18 protein-coding genes are annotated in these 20,353 nt (G+C 66.3%); 10 read left to right on the top strand and 8 right to left on the bottom strand.

Features of this window, described 5'->3' with window-relative positions:
• Positions 1-421 precede the first annotated feature (421 nt).
• The gene (locus tag O9271_RS12535) at positions 422-844 is read left to right on the top strand and encodes a hypothetical protein (RefSeq protein WP_298270189.1); all 423 of its coding nucleotides are present in this window, start codon (positions 422-424) and stop codon (positions 842-844) included.
• 16 nt (positions 845-860) lie between these two features.
• Here O9271_RS12535 and O9271_RS12530 read toward each other — a convergent pair whose 3' ends face one another.
• Positions 861-2,048 (bottom strand): hypothetical protein, encoded by a 1,188-nt coding sequence (locus O9271_RS12530; protein WP_298270187.1) that lies wholly within the window; start codon positions 2,046-2,048, stop codon positions 861-863.
• A gap of 123 nt (positions 2,049-2,171) precedes the next feature.
• On the opposite strand from O9271_RS12530, the gene ettA reads away from it, so the two are divergent.
• Genes ettA through O9271_RS12515 form a run of 3 tightly spaced genes read left to right on the top strand, consistent with a single transcriptional unit; the run spans position 2,172 to position 4,614 of the window.
• Positions 2,172-3,839 carry an energy-dependent translational throttle protein EttA gene (gene ettA, locus O9271_RS12525; protein WP_298270184.1) on the top strand — a complete coding sequence of 556 codons (1,668 nt, stop codon included), beginning with the start codon at positions 2,172-2,174 and terminating at the stop codon, positions 3,837-3,839.
• 2 nt (positions 3,840-3,841) lie between these two features.
• Positions 3,842-4,054 (top strand): hypothetical protein, encoded by a 213-nt coding sequence (locus tag O9271_RS12520; RefSeq protein ID WP_298270182.1) that lies wholly within the window; start codon positions 3,842-3,844, stop codon positions 4,052-4,054.
• The gene (locus tag O9271_RS12515; RefSeq protein ID WP_298270180.1) at positions 4,054-4,614 is read left to right on the top strand and encodes a hypothetical protein; all 561 of its coding nucleotides are present in this window, start codon (positions 4,054-4,056) and stop codon (positions 4,612-4,614) included. The genes O9271_RS12520 and O9271_RS12515 overlap by 1 nt, the downstream gene beginning before the upstream one ends.
• A gap of 1,123 nt (positions 4,615-5,737) precedes the next feature.
• On the opposite strand, the gene O9271_RS12510 is transcribed toward O9271_RS12515, so the two are convergent.
• Entirely contained in the window at positions 5,738-7,735 is a 1,998-nt protein-coding gene (locus O9271_RS12510) for an HD domain-containing phosphohydrolase (RefSeq protein WP_298270178.1), read from the bottom strand.
• Positions 7,736-7,943: 208 nt separating this feature from the next.
• On the opposite strand from O9271_RS12510, the gene O9271_RS12505 reads away from it, so the two are divergent.
• Positions 7,944-9,341: a M20/M25/M40 family metallo-hydrolase gene (locus O9271_RS12505; protein ID WP_298270176.1), complete on the top strand. Its 1,398-nt coding sequence runs from the start codon at positions 7,944-7,946 to the stop codon at positions 9,339-9,341.
• A 4-nt stretch (positions 9,342-9,345) separates the two neighbouring features.
• On the opposite strand, the gene O9271_RS12500 is transcribed toward O9271_RS12505, so the two are convergent.
• The gene (locus O9271_RS12500; protein WP_298270174.1) at positions 9,346-10,692 is read right to left on the bottom strand and encodes an aminotransferase class V-fold PLP-dependent enzyme; all 1,347 of its coding nucleotides are present in this window, start codon (positions 10,690-10,692) and stop codon (positions 9,346-9,348) included.
• Positions 10,693-10,786: 94 nt separating this feature from the next.
• Between O9271_RS12500 and O9271_RS12495 the strand changes: the two genes are divergently transcribed.
• Complete coding sequence (locus O9271_RS12495) at positions 10,787-11,053, top strand: hypothetical protein (RefSeq protein ID WP_298270172.1); 267 nt, start codon at positions 10,787-10,789, stop codon at positions 11,051-11,053.
• A 3-nt stretch (positions 11,054-11,056) separates the two neighbouring features.
• Positions 11,057-11,488 carry a type II toxin-antitoxin system VapC family toxin gene (locus tag O9271_RS12490; protein WP_298270169.1) on the top strand — a complete coding sequence of 144 codons (432 nt, stop codon included), beginning with the start codon at positions 11,057-11,059 and terminating at the stop codon, positions 11,486-11,488.
• Positions 11,489-11,562: 74 nt separating this feature from the next.
• On the opposite strand, the gene O9271_RS12485 is transcribed toward O9271_RS12490, so the two are convergent.
• The 3 genes from O9271_RS12485 to O9271_RS12475 all read right to left on the bottom strand — a co-directional run bounded on the left by O9271_RS12485 (position 11,563) and on the right by O9271_RS12475 (position 15,225).
• The gene (locus O9271_RS12485) at positions 11,563-13,398 is read right to left on the bottom strand and encodes a hypothetical protein (RefSeq protein WP_298270167.1); all 1,836 of its coding nucleotides are present in this window, start codon (positions 13,396-13,398) and stop codon (positions 11,563-11,565) included.
• 44 nt (positions 13,399-13,442) lie between these two features.
• Positions 13,443-14,054: a DUF305 domain-containing protein gene (locus O9271_RS12480; protein ID WP_298270164.1), complete on the bottom strand. Its 612-nt coding sequence runs from the start codon at positions 14,052-14,054 to the stop codon at positions 13,443-13,445.
• Positions 14,055-14,139: 85 nt separating this feature from the next.
• Complete coding sequence (locus tag O9271_RS12475) at positions 14,140-15,225, bottom strand: aromatic ring-hydroxylating dioxygenase subunit alpha (RefSeq protein WP_298270161.1); 1,086 nt, start codon at positions 15,223-15,225, stop codon at positions 14,140-14,142.
• A 42-nt stretch (positions 15,226-15,267) separates the two neighbouring features.
• On the opposite strand from O9271_RS12475, the gene O9271_RS12470 reads away from it, so the two are divergent.
• Complete coding sequence (locus O9271_RS12470) at positions 15,268-16,650, top strand: Na+/H+ antiporter NhaC family protein (protein ID WP_298270158.1); 1,383 nt, start codon at positions 15,268-15,270, stop codon at positions 16,648-16,650.
• Positions 16,651-16,698: 48 nt separating this feature from the next.
• Here the strand turns inward: O9271_RS12470 and O9271_RS12465 are convergent, their stop codons facing one another.
• The gene (locus O9271_RS12465; protein ID WP_298270156.1) at positions 16,699-17,355 is read right to left on the bottom strand and encodes an MOSC domain-containing protein; all 657 of its coding nucleotides are present in this window, start codon (positions 17,353-17,355) and stop codon (positions 16,699-16,701) included.
• A gap of 121 nt (positions 17,356-17,476) precedes the next feature.
• On the opposite strand from O9271_RS12465, the gene O9271_RS12460 reads away from it, so the two are divergent.
• Positions 17,477-18,301, top strand: a complete 825-nt coding sequence (locus tag O9271_RS12460; protein ID WP_298270154.1) for a DUF6544 family protein — start codon at positions 17,477-17,479, stop codon at positions 18,299-18,301.
• A 63-nt stretch (positions 18,302-18,364) separates the two neighbouring features.
• Positions 18,365-19,753 (top strand): FAD-dependent oxidoreductase, encoded by a 1,389-nt coding sequence (locus tag O9271_RS12455; protein WP_298270152.1) that lies wholly within the window; start codon positions 18,365-18,367, stop codon positions 19,751-19,753.
• 18 nt (positions 19,754-19,771) lie between these two features.
• Here the strand turns inward: O9271_RS12455 and O9271_RS12450 are convergent, their stop codons facing one another.
• A complete protein-coding gene (locus O9271_RS12450) occupies positions 19,772-20,317 on the bottom strand; it encodes a DUF2239 family protein (RefSeq protein WP_298270150.1) in 546 nt (181 codons plus the stop codon).
• Between the last annotated feature and the right edge of the window lie 36 nt (positions 20,318-20,353).

Here is a 20,353-nt window from a genome sequence, read left to right as displayed (position 1 = left end):
TGCTCCTGCACCAGCCGGACGGCCCGCTCGCGGACCTCCGGCGAGAACGGCTTGCTGCCGCGCCCCCGGACCCCTTTGTCTTTCGTCATGCTCCCAATCTCTCAAAGCTGGGAGCCTCCGCCAAACCCGGGGCGGTTCAATGCTCCCCTGGGATGAATCCCGTGGGAGCATATCAAATCAACCTGTGGGTTTTTCTACCAAGTCGGGAGTTGATGAACCAATTCAACTGTGGTCACCATCTCGGTTTCCGTAATGAAATTCCGAGTGTGTTCCAACGCCTTGCTGAGGTGAAAACGAGAGAACAACATAGAAGCGACAATTGCCCCTTCGTTGGCGAATCACCACTCCGGAGCTGATTATGCGACTAGTTGCACTTGCTCTCATCACCGCCTCAGTCACCGCGTGCGTATCAGATGAACCAGTGCCTGAGACGTTTGAACCTCGTCCTCCGTCTGCCCTCGTAGGACATTGGGAGCGTCAGGCACCAGCGTCGCTGCGTGGCGACACCTTAACACTCAATGCTGATTCAACCGCCAGCGGCCTTATCTTGTGGGAAGAAACCAAGGTGGCGCGCGCGAAGCATTGGACCACGCGCTTCGGTTCACGCAAGCCGGCCGCCGAGCGTCAGGACTGGCGAGAAGGTTACGAAGACGGCGGCGAACCCGAATGCGTATTGGGTCTCAACCCAAAAGGCTGCGTAAGCCTTCCGATGATTTGCATCGGCGCGCTTAAGGAGCAGTCGTGCCAGGCCTTCACGTTTGTCGCTCCCGACTCGTTGCTATTTCCCGACGGCTCGGTGTTTGTGCGAATCAAAACCCCTCCCGTCGTCGCGCTATCGCAGTAGCTGATTGAGGTACAACTCAGGATTCGTACAACTCTTCAAGAAATGCCTTTGCCGTCGGCGACCACACTCGCGGCTGTTTGACAGGCTTGTTCTGTCGCTGCTCATCTATCCACTTCAGTATCTTTGCTCGGTCGGCGTCAAGTTGTGCGGTCGTTGGAGTGTGGCGTTCGTAGATACCTGTAATGTCGCGATGGCCGTGGCCGAGGTAATAGGAGTAACGGCTACGAGGGATGCCAGCAGCTTCGTAGAACAACGCCGCACTTCGCCGAAAGTCCCGACAACGAATTGGTGTTGGTGGATGAAGGTTGATAAGCCGCATTTGCAGATTCGCAAGACGGCGAGGCTCAGCGGGAAGCCAAATGATATTTGGTACAACGCGATTGGCGTTTACCGTTTTAGTCCCCTTGATACGAATGTGTCCCGTCTTGGTGTCACGCTCCCACGCTCCGCGTTCAAACTCTGTCGGACGGATTCCCGTAAGGGTCATGAAGAACACCCACGACCGATAGTCCACCGTTCGGTTTCCCCAACGCCCCGACGAGTTGATTCGCTGCCCAAGTTCAATCAGTTCGTGAAAATGCGCGAATGGATGGTGCTCGCGTCGTGACCGAACAGGGATGAGCGAAATCTTCTTCAGCTCTTTCAGAATCATGCTATCAGCGTCATAGCCAAGGCCTGTCTTGGTATAGCTGATGAACATCTGGCGAACAGAGCGGAAGTAGATGGCCTTGCCTTCACGATTCATCTTCGCCTTAAGCGCGCGCACGACGTCGGGAATCTCACGGACTCTTGTACTTGGTGTAACAAGGCCGAGACGCTGAAGACGTTTAATGAATTCGGTGTACTGCGTGAGCGTGTACGGACTTGATGAATACGTTTGAAGCCACTTCGTCATTGATGGAAGAAGCGCGTCTCCAGCGTATGCCTCAATCGCACTGACTCGTCCTGACTGATACGCCGCAAGCGCGTCAAGAAGTTTGACCTTCCCGAGTTTGATTTGTGTGAGCCGCTGCTCGTCACGGCTAATGTCCAGGTCCTTCAACATCAACTTGACCTGCTCCAGCTTTTCCCGAGCATTCTTGGTCGTCGGAAAGATTCCCGTTGCTTTCACGATACGACCGACCGTCTTGGTGACCACATCCACCAGATAACTTCCCGACGGTTGCCATTTTCCATTAACTTTCTTCTTAGCACGAATCGCCATAGGTCCGTCCGTTAGAACAGCATCAAAACGAGGTATGGGGAAAGTTATGGGGAATCTACCCCAAAACGACCCATTTGGTGGCTTTTCAGGGCGATTCCCCAGAGAGAAATCAAGGAAACAGGTATGGCTCCGCAGTTTATTTACGTCATGAAGGGGTTGCGCAAGGTGGTTCCACCTTCGCGCATCATCCTTGACGACATCTGGCTCTCGTTTTATCCCGGCGCGAAGATCGGCGTGCTTGGCCCCAACGGTGCCGGCAAGTCGTCGCTGCTGCGCATCATGGCCGGGGTGGATACCGAGTTTCAGGGTGAGGCGTGGGCCCACAAGGGGACGCGGGTGGGCTACCTGCCGCAGGAGCCCGAGCTGGACGCGTCGCTGGACGTACGCGGCAACGTGGAGCTGGCGGTGAAGGCGCAGCGTGACGCGCTGAACGAGTTCAACGAGATCTCGATGAAGTTCGCCGAGCCCGACGCCGACTTCGACGCGCTGATGGACCGGCAGGGGAAGTTGCAGGAGTACATCGACCAGCACGACCTCTGGAATCTCGACAACAAGATCGACGTGGCGATGGACGCGCTGCGGTTGCCACCGGGCGACTGGTCGGTGACGACCCTGTCCGGTGGCGAGAAGCGCCGGGTGGCGCTGTGCAAGATCCTGCTGGAAGAGCCGGACATGCTGCTGCTCGACGAGCCCACCAACCACCTTGACGCGGAGAGCGTGGCGTGGCTGGAGCACTATCTCGAGAAGTTTGCGGGCACGGTGGTGGCGATCACCCACGACCGCTACTTCCTGGACAACGTGGCCAAGTGGATTCTCGAGCTGGATCGTGGCAAGGGGGTGCCGTACGAGGGGAACTACAGCGGCTGGCTGGAGCAGAAGCAGGCGCGTCTCGCGCTCGAGGAGAAGCACGCGAGTGCCCGGCAGAAGACGCTGCAGAAGGAGCTCGAGTGGGTGCGTATGTCGCCGCGGGCGCGGCAGGCCAAGAACAAGGCGCGTCTGCAGGCGTACGAGGAGCTGGCGAGCGAGGCGCAGAACGATCGCGTGATGAGCAACGAGATCGTGATTCCGCCGGCGCCGCGCCTGGGCAATGACGTGGTGCGGGCAAAGGGGCTGCGCAAGGCGTACGGCGACAAGCTGCTCTTCGACAACCTCAACTTCGACCTGCCGCGCGCCGGCATCGTGGGGATCATCGGTCCCAACGGCGCGGGCAAGACGACGCTCTTCCGCATGATCAACGGCCTCGAGACGCCGGATGCGGGCGAACTGTTCGTGGGGCCCACGGTGCAGATCTCGTATCAGGACCAGCAGCGCACGCTGGAGGGGAAGCGCACGCTGTGGGAGGAGATCTCGGGGGGGCGGGAAACGATTCCCGCGGGGAAGCGCGAGCTGAATTCCCGCGCGTACGCGGCGAGCTTCAACTTCAAGGGTGCCGACCAGCAGAAGCTGGTGGCCAACCTGAGTGGTGGTGAGCGCAACCGGTTGCACCTGGCGAAGACGGTGATGCAGGGAGGCAACCTGCTGCTGCTTGACGAACCCACGAACGATCTCGACGTGGATACGCTGCGGGCGCTGGAAGACGCGGTGCTGGATTTCAGCGGGTGCGCGGTGATCATCTCCCACGATCGCTGGTTCCTGGACCGCGTGGCCACGCACATTCTCGCCTTCGAGGGGGACTCGGAGGTGGTGTGGTTCGAGGGCAACTATCAGGCGTACATCGAGGACCTGAAGAAGCGGAAGGGTCCCGATGCCGACCAGCCGCACCGCATCAAGTACAAGAAGCTGGTGCGGTGACCATGGCGCTTGACACGAGCCTGGAAGCGGAGGCGGTGCAGTTGGCCGCCATCCGCGCTCGCTCCCCCGAGGCGCGACTGCGTGACGCGTTGGAGTTGAGTGAGCTCGTGCACGCGGCGGCGCTGTCGCGCCTCAAGGCGCGCTATCCGGATCGGTCGATGGTGGAATTGGCGCTGATGTCATCGAGTGTGCCGGCGGGCGGAGATGGCGGCTGATGAGTGTCACGGGACTGCTCGACGAGATCGTGAACGCACTGACGGCGGCGGGCGTCCCATGCATGCTGACGGGATCGTTCGCCGCCGCGGTCCATGGTGCCGGGCGCGCCACGATGGACATCGATCTCGTGATTGAGCCAACCGCGGCCTCGCTGGAGCGGTTTGTCGCGGGCGTACTTGCGTCGGGACGGTATGTGTCGCCAGAGGCGGCGCGCGAGGCGCTCGCGCTCCGCACGATGTTCAACGTCGTGGATGTCGAATCGGGGTGGAAGATCGACCTGATCATCCGCAAGGACCGACCGTTCAGCGAAGCGGAGTTTGCGCGGCGCACCGAATGCGTGCTGGGGGCGACGCGACTGCCCGTGGCGACAGTCGAGGACCTTGTGCTGGCGAAACTCGAGTGGGCACGGATGGGCGCGTCGGCCAGGCAGCTTGAGGACGTTCGCGCGCTGATGCGCCTCGCGGGTCCGTCCTTTGATCGAGCGTACGCCGAGCAGTGGGTTTCGGCCCTCGGCGTCGGTGCACAGTGGCGCGCCGTCGGTTCACGAGACGCGGAGTAGTCCGAGGGGAACTACGGCGCGTACCTCGCGGACCTGAAGAAGCGGAAGGGGCCGGACGCGGACCAGCCGCATCGGATCAAGTACAAGAAGCTGGTGCGGTAGGACCGCGGACATCCGGCCAATCCGATTGATCAGAGGCGATCGGAGCGGTCGGACCATCGGACATCGGATTTCGGAGGTCGGATGGGTGTCCGAAATCGGAGTTCGGAAACGGCGTTCGGCGGTCGGCAGTCGGACTCGCGGTGCGGGTAACATCGGCCGCACACCCCTCCGACCTCCGAATTCGGGACGCGGTTTCCGATCTCGGACCTCCGGCATTGATCCGACTTCCGACCTCCGACCAATCTGATCGATCCGATCAATCCGCCCATCGGACATCGGAGGTCGGATGGGTGTCCGAAATCGGAGTTCGGAAACCGCGTTCGGCGGTCGGAGCCTTGCCGAGCACTTCAGGCACGGTTTCGGGGCGGCCGAGCGTCCCACACGAGGCCACGCGAGGCCGAACTCCCGGGGAGCGTACCGCTCAGTTGGGGAGCCCGAAATTGTCGTAGCCGAGCATCGCATCGGCCGGGCGCGGGTCAAGCACGGGGATCTCGCGCATGAAAGGCCTGAATCTCGGCACGCCGGGTCGCGACGGAGGGCAGGGGCGGTTCGGCGGCGGAGCCGCCGCAGGCCGTGGCTGGGGCCTGCGGCGCGCGGTCGTCCGCCTCGTCGATAGATGCGCCGGTGTTGGTCGTGGCCAGATCGTACGCCATAGGGCGCCGTCAGGACGCGCAAAGACCCCATTGCTCCACGTCCGCCCGTGACGAGGCGCGAAGGCCATTGCCAACGGACCGTCGACCGAGGCGTACAGCGAGCAGACGGCACGCGAGGCGGGGACTGACAGGCATTTCCGCTACGGCACCGCATGGTGCGCGCGACGTGGTCGGCTGTTTTCGACCAGCACGAGCCGCGATGCCGGCGTGGTGGCCCCGCTCAGGCTTGCGTTTGTTGGTGGTGCGGCCGACGAACGGCGACGCTCTTCGCGCGCTCGGGCGGGCGCGAACGCTACGACTCCGCTGTCGTGTGGGCGGGGCTCAAAGAGCCGGTCGTGGGACGCCGTCGCCTCCGGCGGCCACCCCCCCTAGACCCGTCCGGCGCTGATCAGCTCGTGTGCATCCTGTGTGGGCCCGGTGTCGCGGACCTCGACGTCATCGGAGCCGCCATGCTCGAAGCGCTGGTAGACCTCGAGCACCCGTGGCAGGGCTCGGCGGAAGGCGGCCACGACATGGGGATCAAACTGCGCTCCCGCCTCCGCCTCCACCTTCGCGAGCGCCTGCTCCACCGGCCAGGCCTCCTTGTAGGCCCGCTTCGAGGTCAGCGCATCGAACACGTCGGCGACGGAAACGATGCGGGCGGCGAGCGGGATGGCGTTCCCGGCGAGCCCCAGCGGATAGCCGGTGCCATCAAAGCGCTCGTGATGCCCTTCGGCGATCTCGATCGCCATGCGGAAGATGCTGTAGCCGAGGCCATTTACCTGTGCCTCGCACAGCCGCAGTACCTCGGCACCGATGCTCGGGTGGCGCTGCATCTCCAGCCGCTCGGCTACACTGAGCCGCCCGGCTTTGCGCAGAATGGCATCGCCCAAGCCCACCTTACCGATGTCGTGCATCGGGGCGAACTGGTGAATCGACCGGATAAAGGCGGCCGAAATCCGACCCTGGTACGGTCCGGCGCGCCCGAGCTCCTCGGCGATGAGGGCGGCGTACAGGGCCATCCGCGCCAGGTGATCACCGGTGTCCGGATCGCGACTCTCGGCAAGCTTGGCGAGCCCCTGAACGGCCGAGACGACAAGCCCTTCCATTAACGCGGTCTTGCCGAGGGCATGGTTGAGCTGCCCGGCCACGTTCCGGACGAGGTCGATATGTTCGGACGCGTACACCCCACGGACACGCGAGGCGAAGACCAGCAGTGCAACGCCGCCACTCCCCTTGGTGGGCAGCAGCATCGCCGACTCGAAGCCCGCGCGCCGGAGCATCCCGAGGCAGGCATCCGACGGGTTGTCTCGGTGATCGGCGCCGAGATCGTTGACGGTGCGCAGGGCACCGGCCTGCAATGGTACCCCGAAGTGCGGGAACGACATGCCCTCGCGCAAGGGCGTGGCGTCTCCGCCATACTGCCGTTCGAGGACGAGTCGCTCGCCGTCGGGCGTCACGAAGAAGAGCCCCACCCAATCCAGCGGCAGAAAGCACCGGAACTCCTCGGTCACGAAGCGCAGCGTCTCGTCGAGCGTATTGCCTTGGGCGATGCGATCGGTCAGCCGGAACAGGGCGTTGAGTCGGACCGACAGTTGGTTGAACGCCGTCGTCATCTGGCCGATCTCACTGCCACCCTGCACCGGGACCTGGTGGCCAAGGTCTCCCCGCGCCACGCGCGAGAAGCCGTCCATGGTCTGGCGCAACGGTCTGACCAACCGACGGTAGAGCAGCACGATGAGCGCCACCATGATCACGGCGGCAACTGCCATGACCAGCTGATTGAACAGCCGGATGGTGGCGAGCTTCTGCTCCATCATGTCCTGAAACGCGCGAGCCAGCAGCGCGGACGACGTGGACAGCTCGTCACCGAACTGGGCGACGTACTCCGCACCGTGGGTGACGTCGCGCGCTCCGTTCGCGGCGCCCAGCCGCCGATTCAGGGCATGACGGAAGGCCTGCCAATTCTCAGCGGTCCGCTGCAGTTGTGAGCGGGAGCGCGCGTCCCAGACGCAGACGATCGCGTCGTACCGGCCAGTCAGCTCGGGCTCGAATCGGCGCGCGACAAAGGCGGTGATGATCTTGTCGTACAACGCCATGTGTCGCCGCAACCCGTCGTAGTACACCTGATGCTCAGCACCGCGGTCCGCCGTGGAATCGGACGACACCTGCAGGAACGTGCGGGCGTCATTGACCATGGCCGCACTGGTCACGCGGAGCTGTCCGGACAGGTTCAGAATTTCGTAGTCATGTCGGCGCAGGTTCAGCGCATAGAAGCCGTACCCCGCACTCCCGGCAAGCGTCATGAACAGTACGCCGAGGGAGAGCGTCACCTGAAACCGGATGGTTCGTGCCCAGGGGGGGGCGATGACGCGACGACGGGTCACTGCATTTCGGGGAAGAGGCCTGCCGGCATGGCGCGGCTATCGCCGCGCGTACGTCGGGGCGCGTCACACCCGAGCGCGTGTGCGACACCGGTGAATGACGGTCGAGGGCAGGCGCGGGCAACATGCCGTGCGCCGCCGCGTCGTCGACCTCCCCGTGCTACAATTGTGCGGCTCCCACTCTCCTTCCCCCGTCCGGTGAGGTTTCCCGATGTCCCGCGTTCTTGCTGCTGCCGCCGGCCTGTTGTTGACGCCGTCGCTGGCTTCCGCCCAGGCCACCGCCGCCCAGGGGGCCGCCGATCCGCGCATCACCGCGCTGGTGGCCAGTGTGTCCCCGGAGCGGCTCCAGGCCACGGCCACCAAGCTGGCCAGCTTCGGGACGCGCTCCACCCTGTCCGATACCATCTCCACCACGCGCGGTATCGGTGCGGCCCGCCGGTGGATTTTCGACGAGTTCAAGCGGGCGAGCCCCAAGCTGCAGGTGGCCTTCGACCGGCACATGCTCACCCGGCAGGGGCGCATCACCCGTGAGGTCGAGCTGGTGAATGTGGTGGCCATTCTGCCCGGCAAGAGCGACCGCCGCATCTACATCTCGGGGCACTACGACTCGGTGAACCCGCGCGGGAACGCGCCCAACAACCCGGGCGCCGGCGCCGGGGCGCGCACCGGTGCCGCCGCGGGGGCGGCGGGCGGGGACGCGCAGATGCGGGCCGAGATGGATCACAACGCCGATGCCCCCGGCGCCAACGACGACGGCAGCGGTACGGCGCTCACCATGGAGCTGGCGCGTGCCTTCGCCACCAGCGGGCTCGAGTTCGATGCCACGCTGGTCTTCGTCACGTGGGCGGGCGAGGAGCAGGGGCTCATTGGCGCCATGGTGCACGCACAGAATCTCGCGGCCGCCAAGAGCACGGTCACCGCGAACTTCAACAACGATATCGTGGGGAGCAGCCTCGGGGGCAACGGCATCATCGACGCGGAGAGTGTGCGCATCTACTCACTGGGTCCGGAAGACTCGATGAACCGCTCGCTGGCGCGTTACATCGCGCGCGTGGCCGGCGTGTATGTGCCCTCGCACACCATCCGCCTCATGGCGCGGGAAGACCGCTTCGGGCGCGGCAGCGATCACTCGTCGTTCACGGCCTTCGATTTCCCCGCGGTGGTGTTCCGCGAAGCCAACGAGAACTACCAGCGGCAGCACAACACCGAGGACAAGCCCGAGGGGATGGACTTCCGGTACCTCGCGCAGAACACGCGCGTGAACGCGGCGGCGGCCGCGTCGCTCGCGCTCGCGCCGCCGGCGCCCAAGGTGACGACCGGTGGCGGTACGCCCACCATCAGCCGCGGCACCACCGGCTATGACGCCGCGCTGCAATGGGAAGCGTCGCCTGGGGCGGCGGGCTATCGCGTGTACTGGCGCAACACCTGGAGCAATGACTGGGAGCGCTCACAGTACGTGGGGAACGTCACGCGCTTCATGCTCCCCAACGTGTCGATCGACGACTGGGTGTTCGGCGTGGCGGCGGTGAACGCGGACGGTCACGAGAGCCTCGTGAGCGCCTACGTGTCGCCCAATCGCCGCATGCAGGAAGTGCAGGTGAAGAAGTAGGGGCCTACCCTCGCGCCGCCATCGTGCGTAACGCCGCGGCCAGCGTGTCCAGCTGCGCGGGCGTGTTGAAGAGCGTGGGGGTCACGCGCACGCAATCGCCGTTGGCGAGGCCGGTGCGCTGGAAGGTGAAGATGCCGAATTCGTCGAGCAGGGTCTTGGCCACGGCTTCGTTGGCGGCGCGGGTGCCGCGCCCGTGCAGGCGAAAGCCCGTGATGGCGCCCACGAGTGCGGGATCATCGGGGGTGAGAATGTGCACGCCCGGCACGTCGCGCACGGCTCGCACCCAGCGGTCGCGCAGATAGCGCAGACGGGCGGCCTTCTGCGGCATGCCCAGGGACTGCTGAAAGGCGATCGCATCGGGGATCGTCATGACCGTGGCGAAGCTGGTGGTGCCCGTGTGCAGCCGGCTCTCGATGCGCGTCATGGGAAACGCCTCGTCGGCGTGCATGCGGTCGATGGCGTCGAGGTGTCCCTCGCGGATGTACATGGCGCCCGCGCCCACCGGCGCGCCGATCCACTTGTGCAGGTTGAGCCCCACGAAGTCGGCGCCGAGCGCGTTCACGGTGAGTGGCACCTGCCCGAAGGAGTGCGCGGCATCCACCACCACGTCGGCGCCGCGCGCCTTGGCGAGCGTGGTGATCTCCTGCACGGGGATGATGAGCCCCGTCTTGTTGTTGCAGTGCGTGAGCAGCAGCAGCTTGGTGCGCGGGTGTGCGTCGAGCGCGCGGGTGTACGCGGCGAGGATGTTCTCACGCGTCGCGGGCTCCGGAATGGCGAGCCTGGCCACCGTGGCGCCGCGCGCGGCAGCCAGCGCGTTCATGGCCCACTGCATGGCGTTGTAGTCCAGATCGGCGTACATGACCGTGTCACCCGCCTTCACGCCCTTGTACTGCGTGATGAGCGCCTGCAGCGCTTCGGTGGCGCCGCGCGACAGGACGATCTCGGTGGGCTTGGCGCCCACGAACTGCGCCACGGCGTCGCGCGCCTGCTGCAGGAAGGGAATGAAGGCGCGGCGTGCGAAATACGAACTCTCGCGGTTCACCCGATCCACATGCCGGTGATGCGCGGCGAGCACCGGCGCGGCCATGATGCCGAAGTAGCCCGCCTCGAGGTTGATGACGGCGTCGGTAACGGGATACTGGGCGGCGACCTTGCCCCAATAGGCCTCGTCCTGCGCCACCTGGTCGAGCGGGCCGGGGTGCGGCGCGAGCGGCGGGGCGTCGGGCGTGTCAGGCGTCTCGCCGAGGGCCGCGGCCGATGCCGCCGCCGCCGACACGGGGGAGTGCACGACGACGGCCGCGGCACCGGCGGCGGCGGCCCGTTTCACGAACTCGCGACGAGGCTGAGTCATGCCGGACGCTACGGGCGTGGAGGGGCGGTGACAAGCGGCTGGCCGTTCAGGGTGATGCCTTGTCATCAGTATTGTGATGCGTTAGCATCACGCTATGCGCACAACCGTCGACATCGACGACTCGCTCCTTCAGCGACTCCGCGACGACGCCCATCGGCTGGGCATTCCGTTTCGGACCATGCTGCATCGGGTGCTGCATCGTGGCCTGGAGGCTGCGGCGGAGCCCGAGGAGGTGACCTATCGCACCCCGTCCGTGAAACTTGGGCAGGTTCGCGAGGGGGTGAATCTCGTCAAGGCGCTTCACCTGTCCGCTGCGCTCGAAGACGACGAACGGGCCCGCAAGCTGCTCGATGGGCGGTAACGCGTGATCGTCCCCGATGTGAACCTGCTGGTGTACGCGGTCCACGCGGAGAGTCCCGAGCACCGGCGCGCGCAACGGTTGCTCGATGACCTCATGACCGGGGACGAACCGGTCGGGCTGCCGTGGGTGGTCATCCTGGGGTTCCTGCGCATCACCACCCACGCGCGCATCATGCAATCGCCGTGGTCTATCGAGGCGGCGTCCGGTCTCGTCGAGCAGTGGCTCGCGCAACGTGTGGTGACCGTTATTCATCCCACCGACCGTCACTGGAGTGTGCTCCGTGGTATGCTCGATGCCGCTGGGCGTGGTGCCAACCTCACAACCGATGCCCACCTGGCCGCCATGTGTATCGAGCGGGGAGCGACCTTGCACTCGGCCGATAACGACTTCGCTCGCTTTCGCACGCTCGACTGGGTGAATCCACTGGCGCTTTGAGAAACGCGAAGGGCGCCCCGATCGAGGGCGCCCTTCGTCCTTCTCCTGAACCGTGCGGTCTGAGCCGTGGGCGACTACTTGGTCGCTGCCGCGAGTCGGCGGATTTCGCCAGCCATGGCCCGCACCCGGGCGCCGTCCTTGGCGCCGGCCACGTCCCGGTCCACCTGGGTGGCGAGCGTACGCAGCGCGGCCGCGCGCGCGGCGCCCGTCTGCTGCTCGGCGGCCGTGAGCGCCGCATCGATGGCCGTCGTGCGCGCGGCCGCGAGCCCCTGGCCACGCACCAGCTGGTCGAGATACGAGCGTACCACCACGAAGGCAGCCGGCCACACCATCTTCGGCTGGCTCTGCGGGTTGTACTCCTTGAAGGTCACCAACTTGGCGGCCGCGATCTCGTTGGCGGTGAGCTCGGCGCTGGGCGTGAGCTCGAGGATGTCGAGGCCACGATCCATCTCCGACGAGAAGACGAGACCGTTCCAGTAGTACGCGCCCCACGAGCCGCCAATGACGTTGCCGTTGCCGCGCACATTGCGGTTCATGCCGGCCGAGGCGGCCGAGGGCACGTCTACCGGGCGCGGCGGATCGATGGAGCCACGGTCGAAGTAGCCCACTTCGAACGCCTTGTCGGGATCGGTGAAGTCCATGATGCTCACGCCGCCCTGATACCACCCCTGGATGTACAGGTCACGCCCCGGCACGGGAATGATGCCGCCATTGTGGGACACGCAGTTCTCCTCGGCCGACTGCGCCGCGGGCAGCTTGAAGTAGGCGCGCTGCGACTGCTTCTTCTTGGCATCGAGCGTGATGACGGTATTGCCGCCCAACTCGATCATGCTGGACGCCTGGCACATGGGGCTCGTGCCGCCGCCCCACTCGTCGGTCTGAATGATCTTCTTGCCGTCGTTGCTGAAGGCCGCGGTATGTCGCCCCTGGAAGTTGTTGGTGTCGGAGAGGGCGTCGATGCGGAACGGCTTCTCGGGGTTCGAGATGTCCACCATGATGGAGTGGGTGGAGCAGGACGCCGCCAGCAGGTTCATGGCCGGGTACGCCGTGACGTCATGGCAGTTGCGCGGGCCGTCGGGCATATCCTCGGCGGGCGCCTGACGCTGCCGGCCGGCGAAGCGCGGATCGACCGGGGCACAGAACTGCTTGCACTCCCCCGCGCCGCCCAGCCCGGTGAAGATGCGGGCGCCGGGAATGACCCGGGCGTTCTCGGGGCGATCGAGCTCCACCTTGATGATGTCCAGCTGGTAGAGCGAATTGCTGACATCGGCCGGGTCGTTGCCGTTCTTGCACCCCGCCAGCTCGGTCTCCGGACGGGCCCCCTGCTGCCCCGACACATAGAGGTAGATGACGTTCTTGTCCTTCGGGTGCGGCACGAGCGTATGGGTGTGCGAACCTTTGCACGTCTGCACGTTCTTCACGAGCTTCGGCGCCTTGGGGTCGCTGACGTCGAAGATGCGCACCCCGGCCATGTGATCCTTGGGGTCCTTCACGCCACCGTCGGCGCAGTCGTTGCGGTTGCCCGCGCCCTCGGCCGACAGGAAGAGCAGGTTGCCGTAGATGGTGGGATCACCCTGTGAGGTGATGCACCGGACCACCGACAGGAGCGCCGGCTTCGCGGGATTCTTGATGTCCCAGATGGTGAAGCCGGCGAAGTTGGCCTGAATGACGAGGTTGTCGCGGAACGCCAGATCCGAATTGACGAACGTGAGACCGCGCACGGTATCGAACTGCGCCGGCTTCGGCGTGGTCGACAGCAGGCGCATGTTCTTTTCGGCGATCCCGGCGTCGAAGCGGCCGGGCTTGAGAGTGGTACGAGGGTCCTTGGCGGACGGATAGGTCTGCGCCGAAAGGAGCGTCGGCACGACAAGGGTTGCCGCCAGCAACATCAGGCCACGCTGAAACCGCATGGAGTCACACTCCGGTGGTGGGGAAGGAGGGGGGGAGAAGCGGTCTACTTGGGAGGGAGCTGCGCGAGCAGTCGGCGCATGATGCCGATCTCGGCACTCTGCGACGTGACCACGTCGTTGGCGAAGATGTTGGCGTCCACCTCCTGACCGGCGCCCGGGGACTTGAAGAGTTCATCCACCATCTTGATGGCGCCGGCGTGGTGCTTGATCATGCCCACCAGATAGAGGCGGTCGAACTCGACGCCGCGGGCCGCCGCGAGCGCCGTCATCTCTTCGTCGGAGAGCATGCCGTCCATGCGCATGCCGCGCCACGACGAGGTGTCGGGAGCGAACTGGTCGTAGCGGCGCAGCCAGTCCTGCATGATGAGGATTTCGGGGATCTGCGACTGGTCGATCTTGCGCGAGAGCTTGAGCACCTGTGGGTTGGCGCCATTGGTCTCGGCCAGGCGCGACATGACAATGGCCTGGGCGTGGTGGGCGATCATCCCCTGCATGAACTCCACATCGGCCTTCGTGTAGAGTGCCCCCTTGGGGATGACGATCTCCGGCCCCATGCGGTGCATGCTGTGATCCATGCTGTGCTGGGCCGATACCGGGGAGGCAAAACCGGTCGCGACGAGGAGCGCGACCAGCGAGGAGATGCGACGGGCCGTCATGAGGGCTCCGGAAGTGTGCCGACTGCACATCGGCGGGCGAATGATTGGGCGGTTCCGAGAGAATACGGCGCTGGAAGCGCCAGCGTTAGGTCATGGCCTCGTGCAGGAGCGAGTGGAAGTGATGCACCCCCGTCTCGTGTTCGGCGCTGTACCGCCCGCGATCGTACACCCGTGAGCGCAGGTTCCGCTGCACGACCTCGCAGATGGCGATGTCTTCGTCCTGCACTTCGGTGCTGAAGGCCATGAGCTTCACCCAGGCGGGGTCGGTCGCGGCGTCGGCCGGCGGATTCACGGCGTACCAGTCGAAGACCACGCGGCAGCGGTCTGGGCCGAGCGGGATCACCACGTTGGTCTGCATCTGCCCCAGATACACGTTGAGCATGGTGTTGGGAAAGAGCCACGCGTACACCGCCTCCGGCACGTCGGTGGTGCGTGGATCGTACTGCCGGTCGGTGTGTGCGCCGTGCACGGGACGCAGCGGCGCGTGCTGCAGTGAGTACCAGCGGTGCGGCTCCACCCGGTAGCGATCCATGTCGAGCTCCTTGTTGAGCCCCGGATGGACGACCGGTACGTGGTACCCCTCGAGGTAGTTGTCCACGTACACCTTCCAGTTGCACGCCATCTCCCAGCTGCGCGACGTGACGAAGCGCATGTGTTCGCAGTGAAATGGGGCCACACGTGCCGGCAGATCCTCGAGTACCTCGTCGAGGGGCGGCGCCTTGCCGTCGAGATTGACGAACACCAGCGGTCCCCACGTGGTGACGGCCACCGGCACCAGATGCATCTCCTCCGGTCGGAACTGCGCCGTGCCCTCCATGCCGGGCGTTCGCTGCAGGGCGCCGTCGAGGCCATAGGTCCAGCCGTGGTACCGGCACTGCAGCGTCTGTCGCTTGCCGCAGCCCGTGGCCACCGGACCCGCGCGGTGCAGGCAGACGTTGTAGAAGGCGCGTATCTGTTGGCCGTCCCGTACGACCACGATGCTGTTGGTGCCCACGTCGGCGGTGAAGTACTGCCCCGACTCCGCCACCTGATCGGCGCGGCCAACCAGCTGCCAGCTGTGCGCGAAGACGCGCTCCATCTCCAGTTCCAGATACACCGGGTCGTGGTAGAGTCGTGCCGGGAGCGTCGCGGCGCGGGCGATGTTCGGGTCGAACGGGAAGGCGAGCGGCATCTTCCAAGCTTGCGGTCTTGCGGGGAGGTGGCAAGTTGGGCGATGCCTGCACGCGTTCGCCTCCGGCTGCCACACCCCTTGCTCCTGCTGCTGGCCGGCGTGGTGGCCGCCGCGTTGTGCACGTGGCTCCTGCCGGCTGGCGCGTTCACGCGCCGCGCCGATGCCGCGAGCGGGCGCGAGCTGGTGGTGCCGGGCACCTTCACCGCCATGGCCGCAACGCCCGTTGGGGCCTTCCAGACGATCATGGCGGTGCCGCGCGGGATGGCGGCCGGTGCCGATGTGCTCATCACCATCCTGTTCGTGGGGGCGGCCTTCGCCATGCTGGAGCGCACCGGCGCCCTCGGACGCCTGGTGCAGGTCGTGGTGGAGCGGAGCCGCCGTCCGCACCTCGTGCTCGTGGGGGTCACGCTGGCCTTTGCCACATTCGGCGCCCTCGAGAACATGCAGGAAGAGATCGTGGCGCTCATCCCCACGCTGCTGGTGCTCTCGCGCGGCCTTGGCTTCGGTCCTCTCACCGCGCTGTCCGTGAGCGTGGGCGGCGCCGCGGTGGGGTCGGCCTTCGGCCCCACGAATCCCTTCCAAACGGGGATCGCGCTGCGTTTCGCGGAGCTGCCGCCCTTCAGTCAGCCCGTGTTGCGGACCGTGGTGTTCGTGCTGGCGGTTGCCGTGTGGTGCGTCTGGGTGGTGTACAGCGCCGGGCGCGAAGCGCGTGAAGTGGCACAGGCCGCCGCGTCCGGCAGTTCGGAATCGCCATCGGCATCAGCCACCGCCACGGTGGCCGGTGCGGGCGCGCGGGTCGAGCGACGCGATGTGCTCCTGCTGCTGCTGGCCGTCGCGCCCTTTGCGCCCTACGTGTACGGCGTGTTGCAATGGGACTGGGGCTTTCACGAACTGTCGGCGCTGTTCCTCACGGCTGGCTTTGCCATTGGTCTGACGGCTGGCCTCTCGCTGGCCGATTGCACGGAGGAGCTCATCGCCGGCATGAAAGCCATGCTGCCGGCCACCATCTATGTGGGCACGGCGCGCGCGATCGGGTTGGTGCTGGCCGACGGGAACGTGCTCGACACCATCATCCACGGGCTGTCGCTGCCGCTGCAGGTGGCTCCGCCCGTGGTGGCGCCGCTGCTCATGATTCCCGTGCAGGCGCTCATGCACGTCGTGGTCCCGTCGGTGAGCGGGCAGGCCACGCTCACCATGCCCATCATGGCGCCGCTGGCCGAGTTGGTAGGGGCGGGACGCGACGCGGCGGTCCTGGCGTTTCAGACGGGGGCCGGCCTCGCCGACGCGGTCGTGCCGACCAACGGTGCGGTGCTGGCCATGCTGGCCGCCGCCGGGGTGAGCGTGGCGCGATGGTGGCGCTTCGCCGGTCCCGGGCTGCTGCTGGTGGCCCTGGTGGGCGCCGCCGCGGTGTGGGTGGCGGCGTAGCGCCTCAGGGGCAGGCTCGCGACGGGGCTCCGCCGCGCGACCCCGTCGTCAGCCCTCCGCAACCCAACGGAGGAGTCGTTCGCGGAGTCGCACGGCGAGGGGCGCTCGCAACGCGTTCAGGAGGGCACCGCGTTCCCGGGGTTCCTGGTACCACAGGCCGAAGAGCGCGGCGATCGTGGGCCACTGCCGATCGCCGTATTCCACGTGCCCGACCAGTCCGGCGGCCAGGGCGCCTGAGTGCACGACCCGGGCGTAGGCACCCGGACGCGCGGCCTGCCGGAACTGGCGCACGAACTCTCCTCGACCCAGCCGCGTCGCCAGTGTGCTGCACGGGATGCGGGGGGCCGTGAGCTCGAGGACGACGTCACCAAGGCGCAGGCGGTCGCCGACGCGCGGTGCCTCCCACCAGCGGTCGAGGGTCAGGTTCTCGCCGAAGAGCCCGGGGGGACAGGCGTGTCCAAGCTGGTCGCTCCACCACGCGTAGTCGGCGAGGCTGTACAGGTACACCGCCTGATCGGCGCCCCCGTGGTGCGTGCGGTTGCCAATGGCATCGCCTACCAGCCCCATGGCATCGCACAGCACCAGACCACCGACGGGATGCTTGCCGATCCCCGTTCTGGTGCGTGAACCGGCAGCGAGCCGCTCGAGGGCGCCAACATTTACCGAGAGCAGGCGAACGCTGGATGGTGCAGAAGACGAATCCATGGGGCGGAAAGCTAAGGACCCACGTCAGTGTTTCCCGCCGGTCCCGTCGGGGAAGTGCCCGCTGACGCAGGCGCCGGCAGGACACAGCGTCCAGTATCCCCATTCCGATACCGGAGACATCATGTCGCAGCTTCTTCCCGACCTCAGCCTCGTGGGCACCCGCTTCGACCACGAGGTGGATCATCAGGCGCAGCAGCAGCCGCTGCCGAAGGTCGTTCCGGTCACGGACACGGATCTGCGGCACCTGCCGGCGCCCGTCGCGCGCTACCTGCGCCGCGCCGGCGTGGTGGGGCGGCCCCGCGTACACAACTTCGTCGTGGACATGGATGCCGAACTCAATCGTGCCCCGGGGGCAGAGTGGATGCACACCCCAGTGCTGCAGGTAAGCTTCGTCGACCATCCATCGCGCCTGTTCCTGTTGCGCACGCGCATGCATGGGTTACCGGTGAGCGGGCTGCATCAGTACGATGATCGCGGCGCCTCCATGGACATCCGCCTGCTGGGATTGCTGCACGTGGCGGATGCCAGGGGCGACGCGTTCGCCCGTGCCGAGACGGTGACCGTACTGAACGATTTCTGCATCATGGCGCCAGCCGTGCTGATCGACGAGCGCTTCACCTGGGGGCCCATCGACGATCGGCAGTGCGGCGTGACCTTCCGCAACGGGGAGCGGGTGGTACACGCGCAGCTGTTCTTCGACGAGCACGGTGATCTCGTGGACTTCAGCAGCGCCGATCGACAGGTGCGTCCGGACGACGGCGAACGCTGGAGCACACCGCTGCGCCAGTATCATGAGTTCGGTGTTGCCCGGCTGGCCAGTGAAGGGGACGCGATCTGGCACTTCGCGAACAAGCCGTCGTGGACGTACGGACGTTTCTCGATTCGTCGCGTACGCTACAACGTGCCGCCGGACGAACTGCCGCGCGCCGAGCAGCTGGAGCGCTGACCTGACGCGGAGCGGTACGGGAGGCGGGCGCCCTCCCGTGACCGCCCGATTATCTTCCGCGCCATGTCCATTGCTCCGTCGTCCCTGCGGGTCGCGATCGTCGGATCGGGCCCGGCCGGTTTCTATGCTGCCGAGTCGCTGCAGAAGGCGGCGCCCGGTATCGCGATCGACCTGATCGATCGGTTGCCCACGCCGTTCGGTCTTGTGCGCGGTGGCGTTGCCCCCGATCACCCCAAGATCAAGTCGGTCACCCGCGTCTTCGAGCGCATCGCCACCCAGCCCGGCTTCCGGTATCTGGGGCATGTGCGGGCCGGCGAGGATGTCACGGTGGACGAGCTGCGCGCCCGCTACCACGCGCTCCTCCTCTGCTACGGGGCGGAGACGGATCGCCTGCTGGGCATTCCCGGCGAGTCGCTGGCGGGAAGCCATGCGGCCACCGAGTTCGTGGCGTGGTACAACGGGCACCCCGACTATGCCGGGGCCACCTTCGACCTGACGCAGCGCGAGGTGGCGGTGGTAGGCATCGGGAACGTGGCCATGGACGTGGCGCGCATTCTGGCCAAGCCGCCGCAGCTGCTTGCCGCGACCGACCTGGCCGATCATGCCTTACAGGCGCTGGCGACGTCGCAGGTGCAGACCATTCACATCGTGGCGCGGCGGGGGCCGGTACAGGCGGCATGCACCACCCCGGAGCTGCGTGAGCTAGGCGAACTCGACGGGGTGGATGTGGTCGTGGATCCGCGCGACCTCGAGCTCGACGCCGCGAGCGAGGCGGAGCTGGCGGCCATGGAAGACCGCAATCCGGCGAAGAACCTCGACGTGCTGCGTGAATGGGCAGCGCGTCCTCTCACTGGCGCACCGCGGCGCGTGGTGATGCACTTCAACGCCTCACCCGTGGCACTGCATGGCACCACCCGCGTGGAACGCCTGACGATCGTGCGCAACCGACTCGAAGCGGACGGACGTGGCGGCGTGCGGGCAGTGGCGACCGACGAAACGTACGACCTGCCGGTGGGGCTGGTCTTCCGCTCGGTGGGGTACCGTGGCAAGGCGCTGCCGGGGGTGCCGTTCGACGACCGGGCCGGTGTGGTGCCGAACCTGAACGGGCATGTGGTGGAGGGCGCGGGGAGTCAGGCCGTCGTGCCCGGGCTTTATGTGGCGGGGTGGATCAAGCGTGGGCCGCAGGGGATCATCGGCACCAACAAGCTGTGCGCCGCCGACACGGTGACGCAGCTGCTGGCCGACGTGGCCGCCGGGGAGATCCCGGCGGTGCGCGATGATCTGCCGTCAATCGACGCGCTGCTCGCCGAGCGTGGCGTGTGCGTTACCAGCTGGGCCGACTGGCAGACGCTCGACAAGGCGGAGCAGGCGCGCGGGGCGGCGGCGGGGCGCCCGCGCGTGAAGCTGACGAACGTCGCGGAGATGCTGGAGATCGTCGCCGCGCATCGCTGAGCGGCGTGTTGCCGCGTTTCAGGCACGCGCGAGGTGCCGCGCGTGCTCGCGCACATCGGCGGGCCAGGCGGCCATGAGGGCGTCCATGCGATCGAGGTCACCGGCAAACAGCGCGCGGGTGACCTCCTCGTAGGCGGGAAGATGGCCGGCCATGGCGTGCAGGAAGTGATAGGCCGCCTCCCGCGCCTTGCGCGTGTGCTCGTCGGCCGCGCCCGCCTTGCGGGCGTGCTCGACGAGTTTGCGCAGCGTGACCGACGCCCCCCCCGGTTGCGCGGCCAACCACTCCCACTGGTGCGGCAGCAGCGTGACTTCCCGGGGGACGACGCCAAGTCGCGGGCGCCCCGGACCACGGGGCGCTGCCGGGGCCGACTCGGGTGCCGCGTAGCGCGCGGCAACCTCCGCCGACGAGCCCCGTGTGTCGATGTCCACCTGCCGACCGGTCGCGTCCTCGAAGAGCAGCAGCCACTTGGACCCGCCGCGGCTTGCCTCGAGCAGGGCCACGGCCATATCGGGAAGCGAACCGGCCGCGAGCCGTCGGTGCCCGTCGAAAAGGGTATGAGACATATTGAGCGTGGTGGTTTTGTCCGGGTATAAAAGAAA

This window comes from Gemmatimonas sp. (assembly GCF_027531815.1).
GTDB lineage: Bacteria > Gemmatimonadota > Gemmatimonadetes > Gemmatimonadales > Gemmatimonadaceae > Gemmatimonas.
The sequence above is the reverse complement of the archived record's forward strand: the minus strand, read 5'-3'. Positions and strand labels throughout refer to the sequence as shown.

Excerpts from the sequence above, each read along its gene's own strand:
- O9271_RS12465 (WP_298270156.1), bottom strand. The coding sequence starts at position 17,355 with ATGGATTCGTCTTCTGCACCATCCAGCGTTCGCCTGCTCTCGGTAAAT.
- O9271_RS12520 (WP_298270182.1), top strand. The coding sequence starts at position 3,842 with ATGGCGCTTGACACGAGCCTGGAAGCGGAGGCGGTGCAGTTGGCCGCC.
- O9271_RS12450 (WP_298270150.1), bottom strand. The coding sequence starts at position 20,317 with ATGTCTCATACCCTTTTCGACGGGCACCGACGGCTCGCGGCCGGTTCG.
- O9271_RS12460 (WP_298270154.1), top strand. The coding sequence starts at position 17,477 with ATGTCGCAGCTTCTTCCCGACCTCAGCCTCGTGGGCACCCGCTTCGAC.
- O9271_RS12475 (WP_298270161.1), bottom strand. The coding sequence starts at position 15,225 with ATGCCGCTCGCCTTCCCGTTCGACCCGAACATCGCCCGCGCCGCGACG.
- O9271_RS12515 (WP_298270180.1), top strand. The coding sequence starts at position 4,054 with ATGAGTGTCACGGGACTGCTCGACGAGATCGTGAACGCACTGACGGCG.
- O9271_RS12485 (WP_298270167.1), bottom strand. The coding sequence starts at position 13,398 with ATGCGGTTTCAGCGTGGCCTGATGTTGCTGGCGGCAACCCTTGTCGTG.
- O9271_RS12470 (WP_298270158.1), top strand. The coding sequence starts at position 15,268 with ATGCCTGCACGCGTTCGCCTCCGGCTGCCACACCCCTTGCTCCTGCTG.
- O9271_RS12500 (WP_298270174.1), bottom strand. The coding sequence starts at position 10,692 with ATGACTCAGCCTCGTCGCGAGTTCGTGAAACGGGCCGCCGCCGCCGGT.
- O9271_RS12480 (WP_298270164.1), bottom strand. The coding sequence starts at position 14,054 with ATGACGGCCCGTCGCATCTCCTCGCTGGTCGCGCTCCTCGTCGCGACC.
- O9271_RS12495 (WP_298270172.1), top strand. The coding sequence starts at position 10,787 with ATGCGCACAACCGTCGACATCGACGACTCGCTCCTTCAGCGACTCCGC.
- O9271_RS12455 (WP_298270152.1), top strand. The coding sequence starts at position 18,365 with ATGTCCATTGCTCCGTCGTCCCTGCGGGTCGCGATCGTCGGATCGGGC.
- ettA (WP_298270184.1), top strand. The coding sequence starts at position 2,172 with ATGGCTCCGCAGTTTATTTACGTCATGAAGGGGTTGCGCAAGGTGGTT.
- O9271_RS12530 (WP_298270187.1), bottom strand. The coding sequence starts at position 2,048 with ATGGCGATTCGTGCTAAGAAGAAAGTTAATGGAAAATGGCAACCGTCG.
- O9271_RS12505 (WP_298270176.1), top strand. The coding sequence starts at position 7,944 with ATGTCCCGCGTTCTTGCTGCTGCCGCCGGCCTGTTGTTGACGCCGTCG.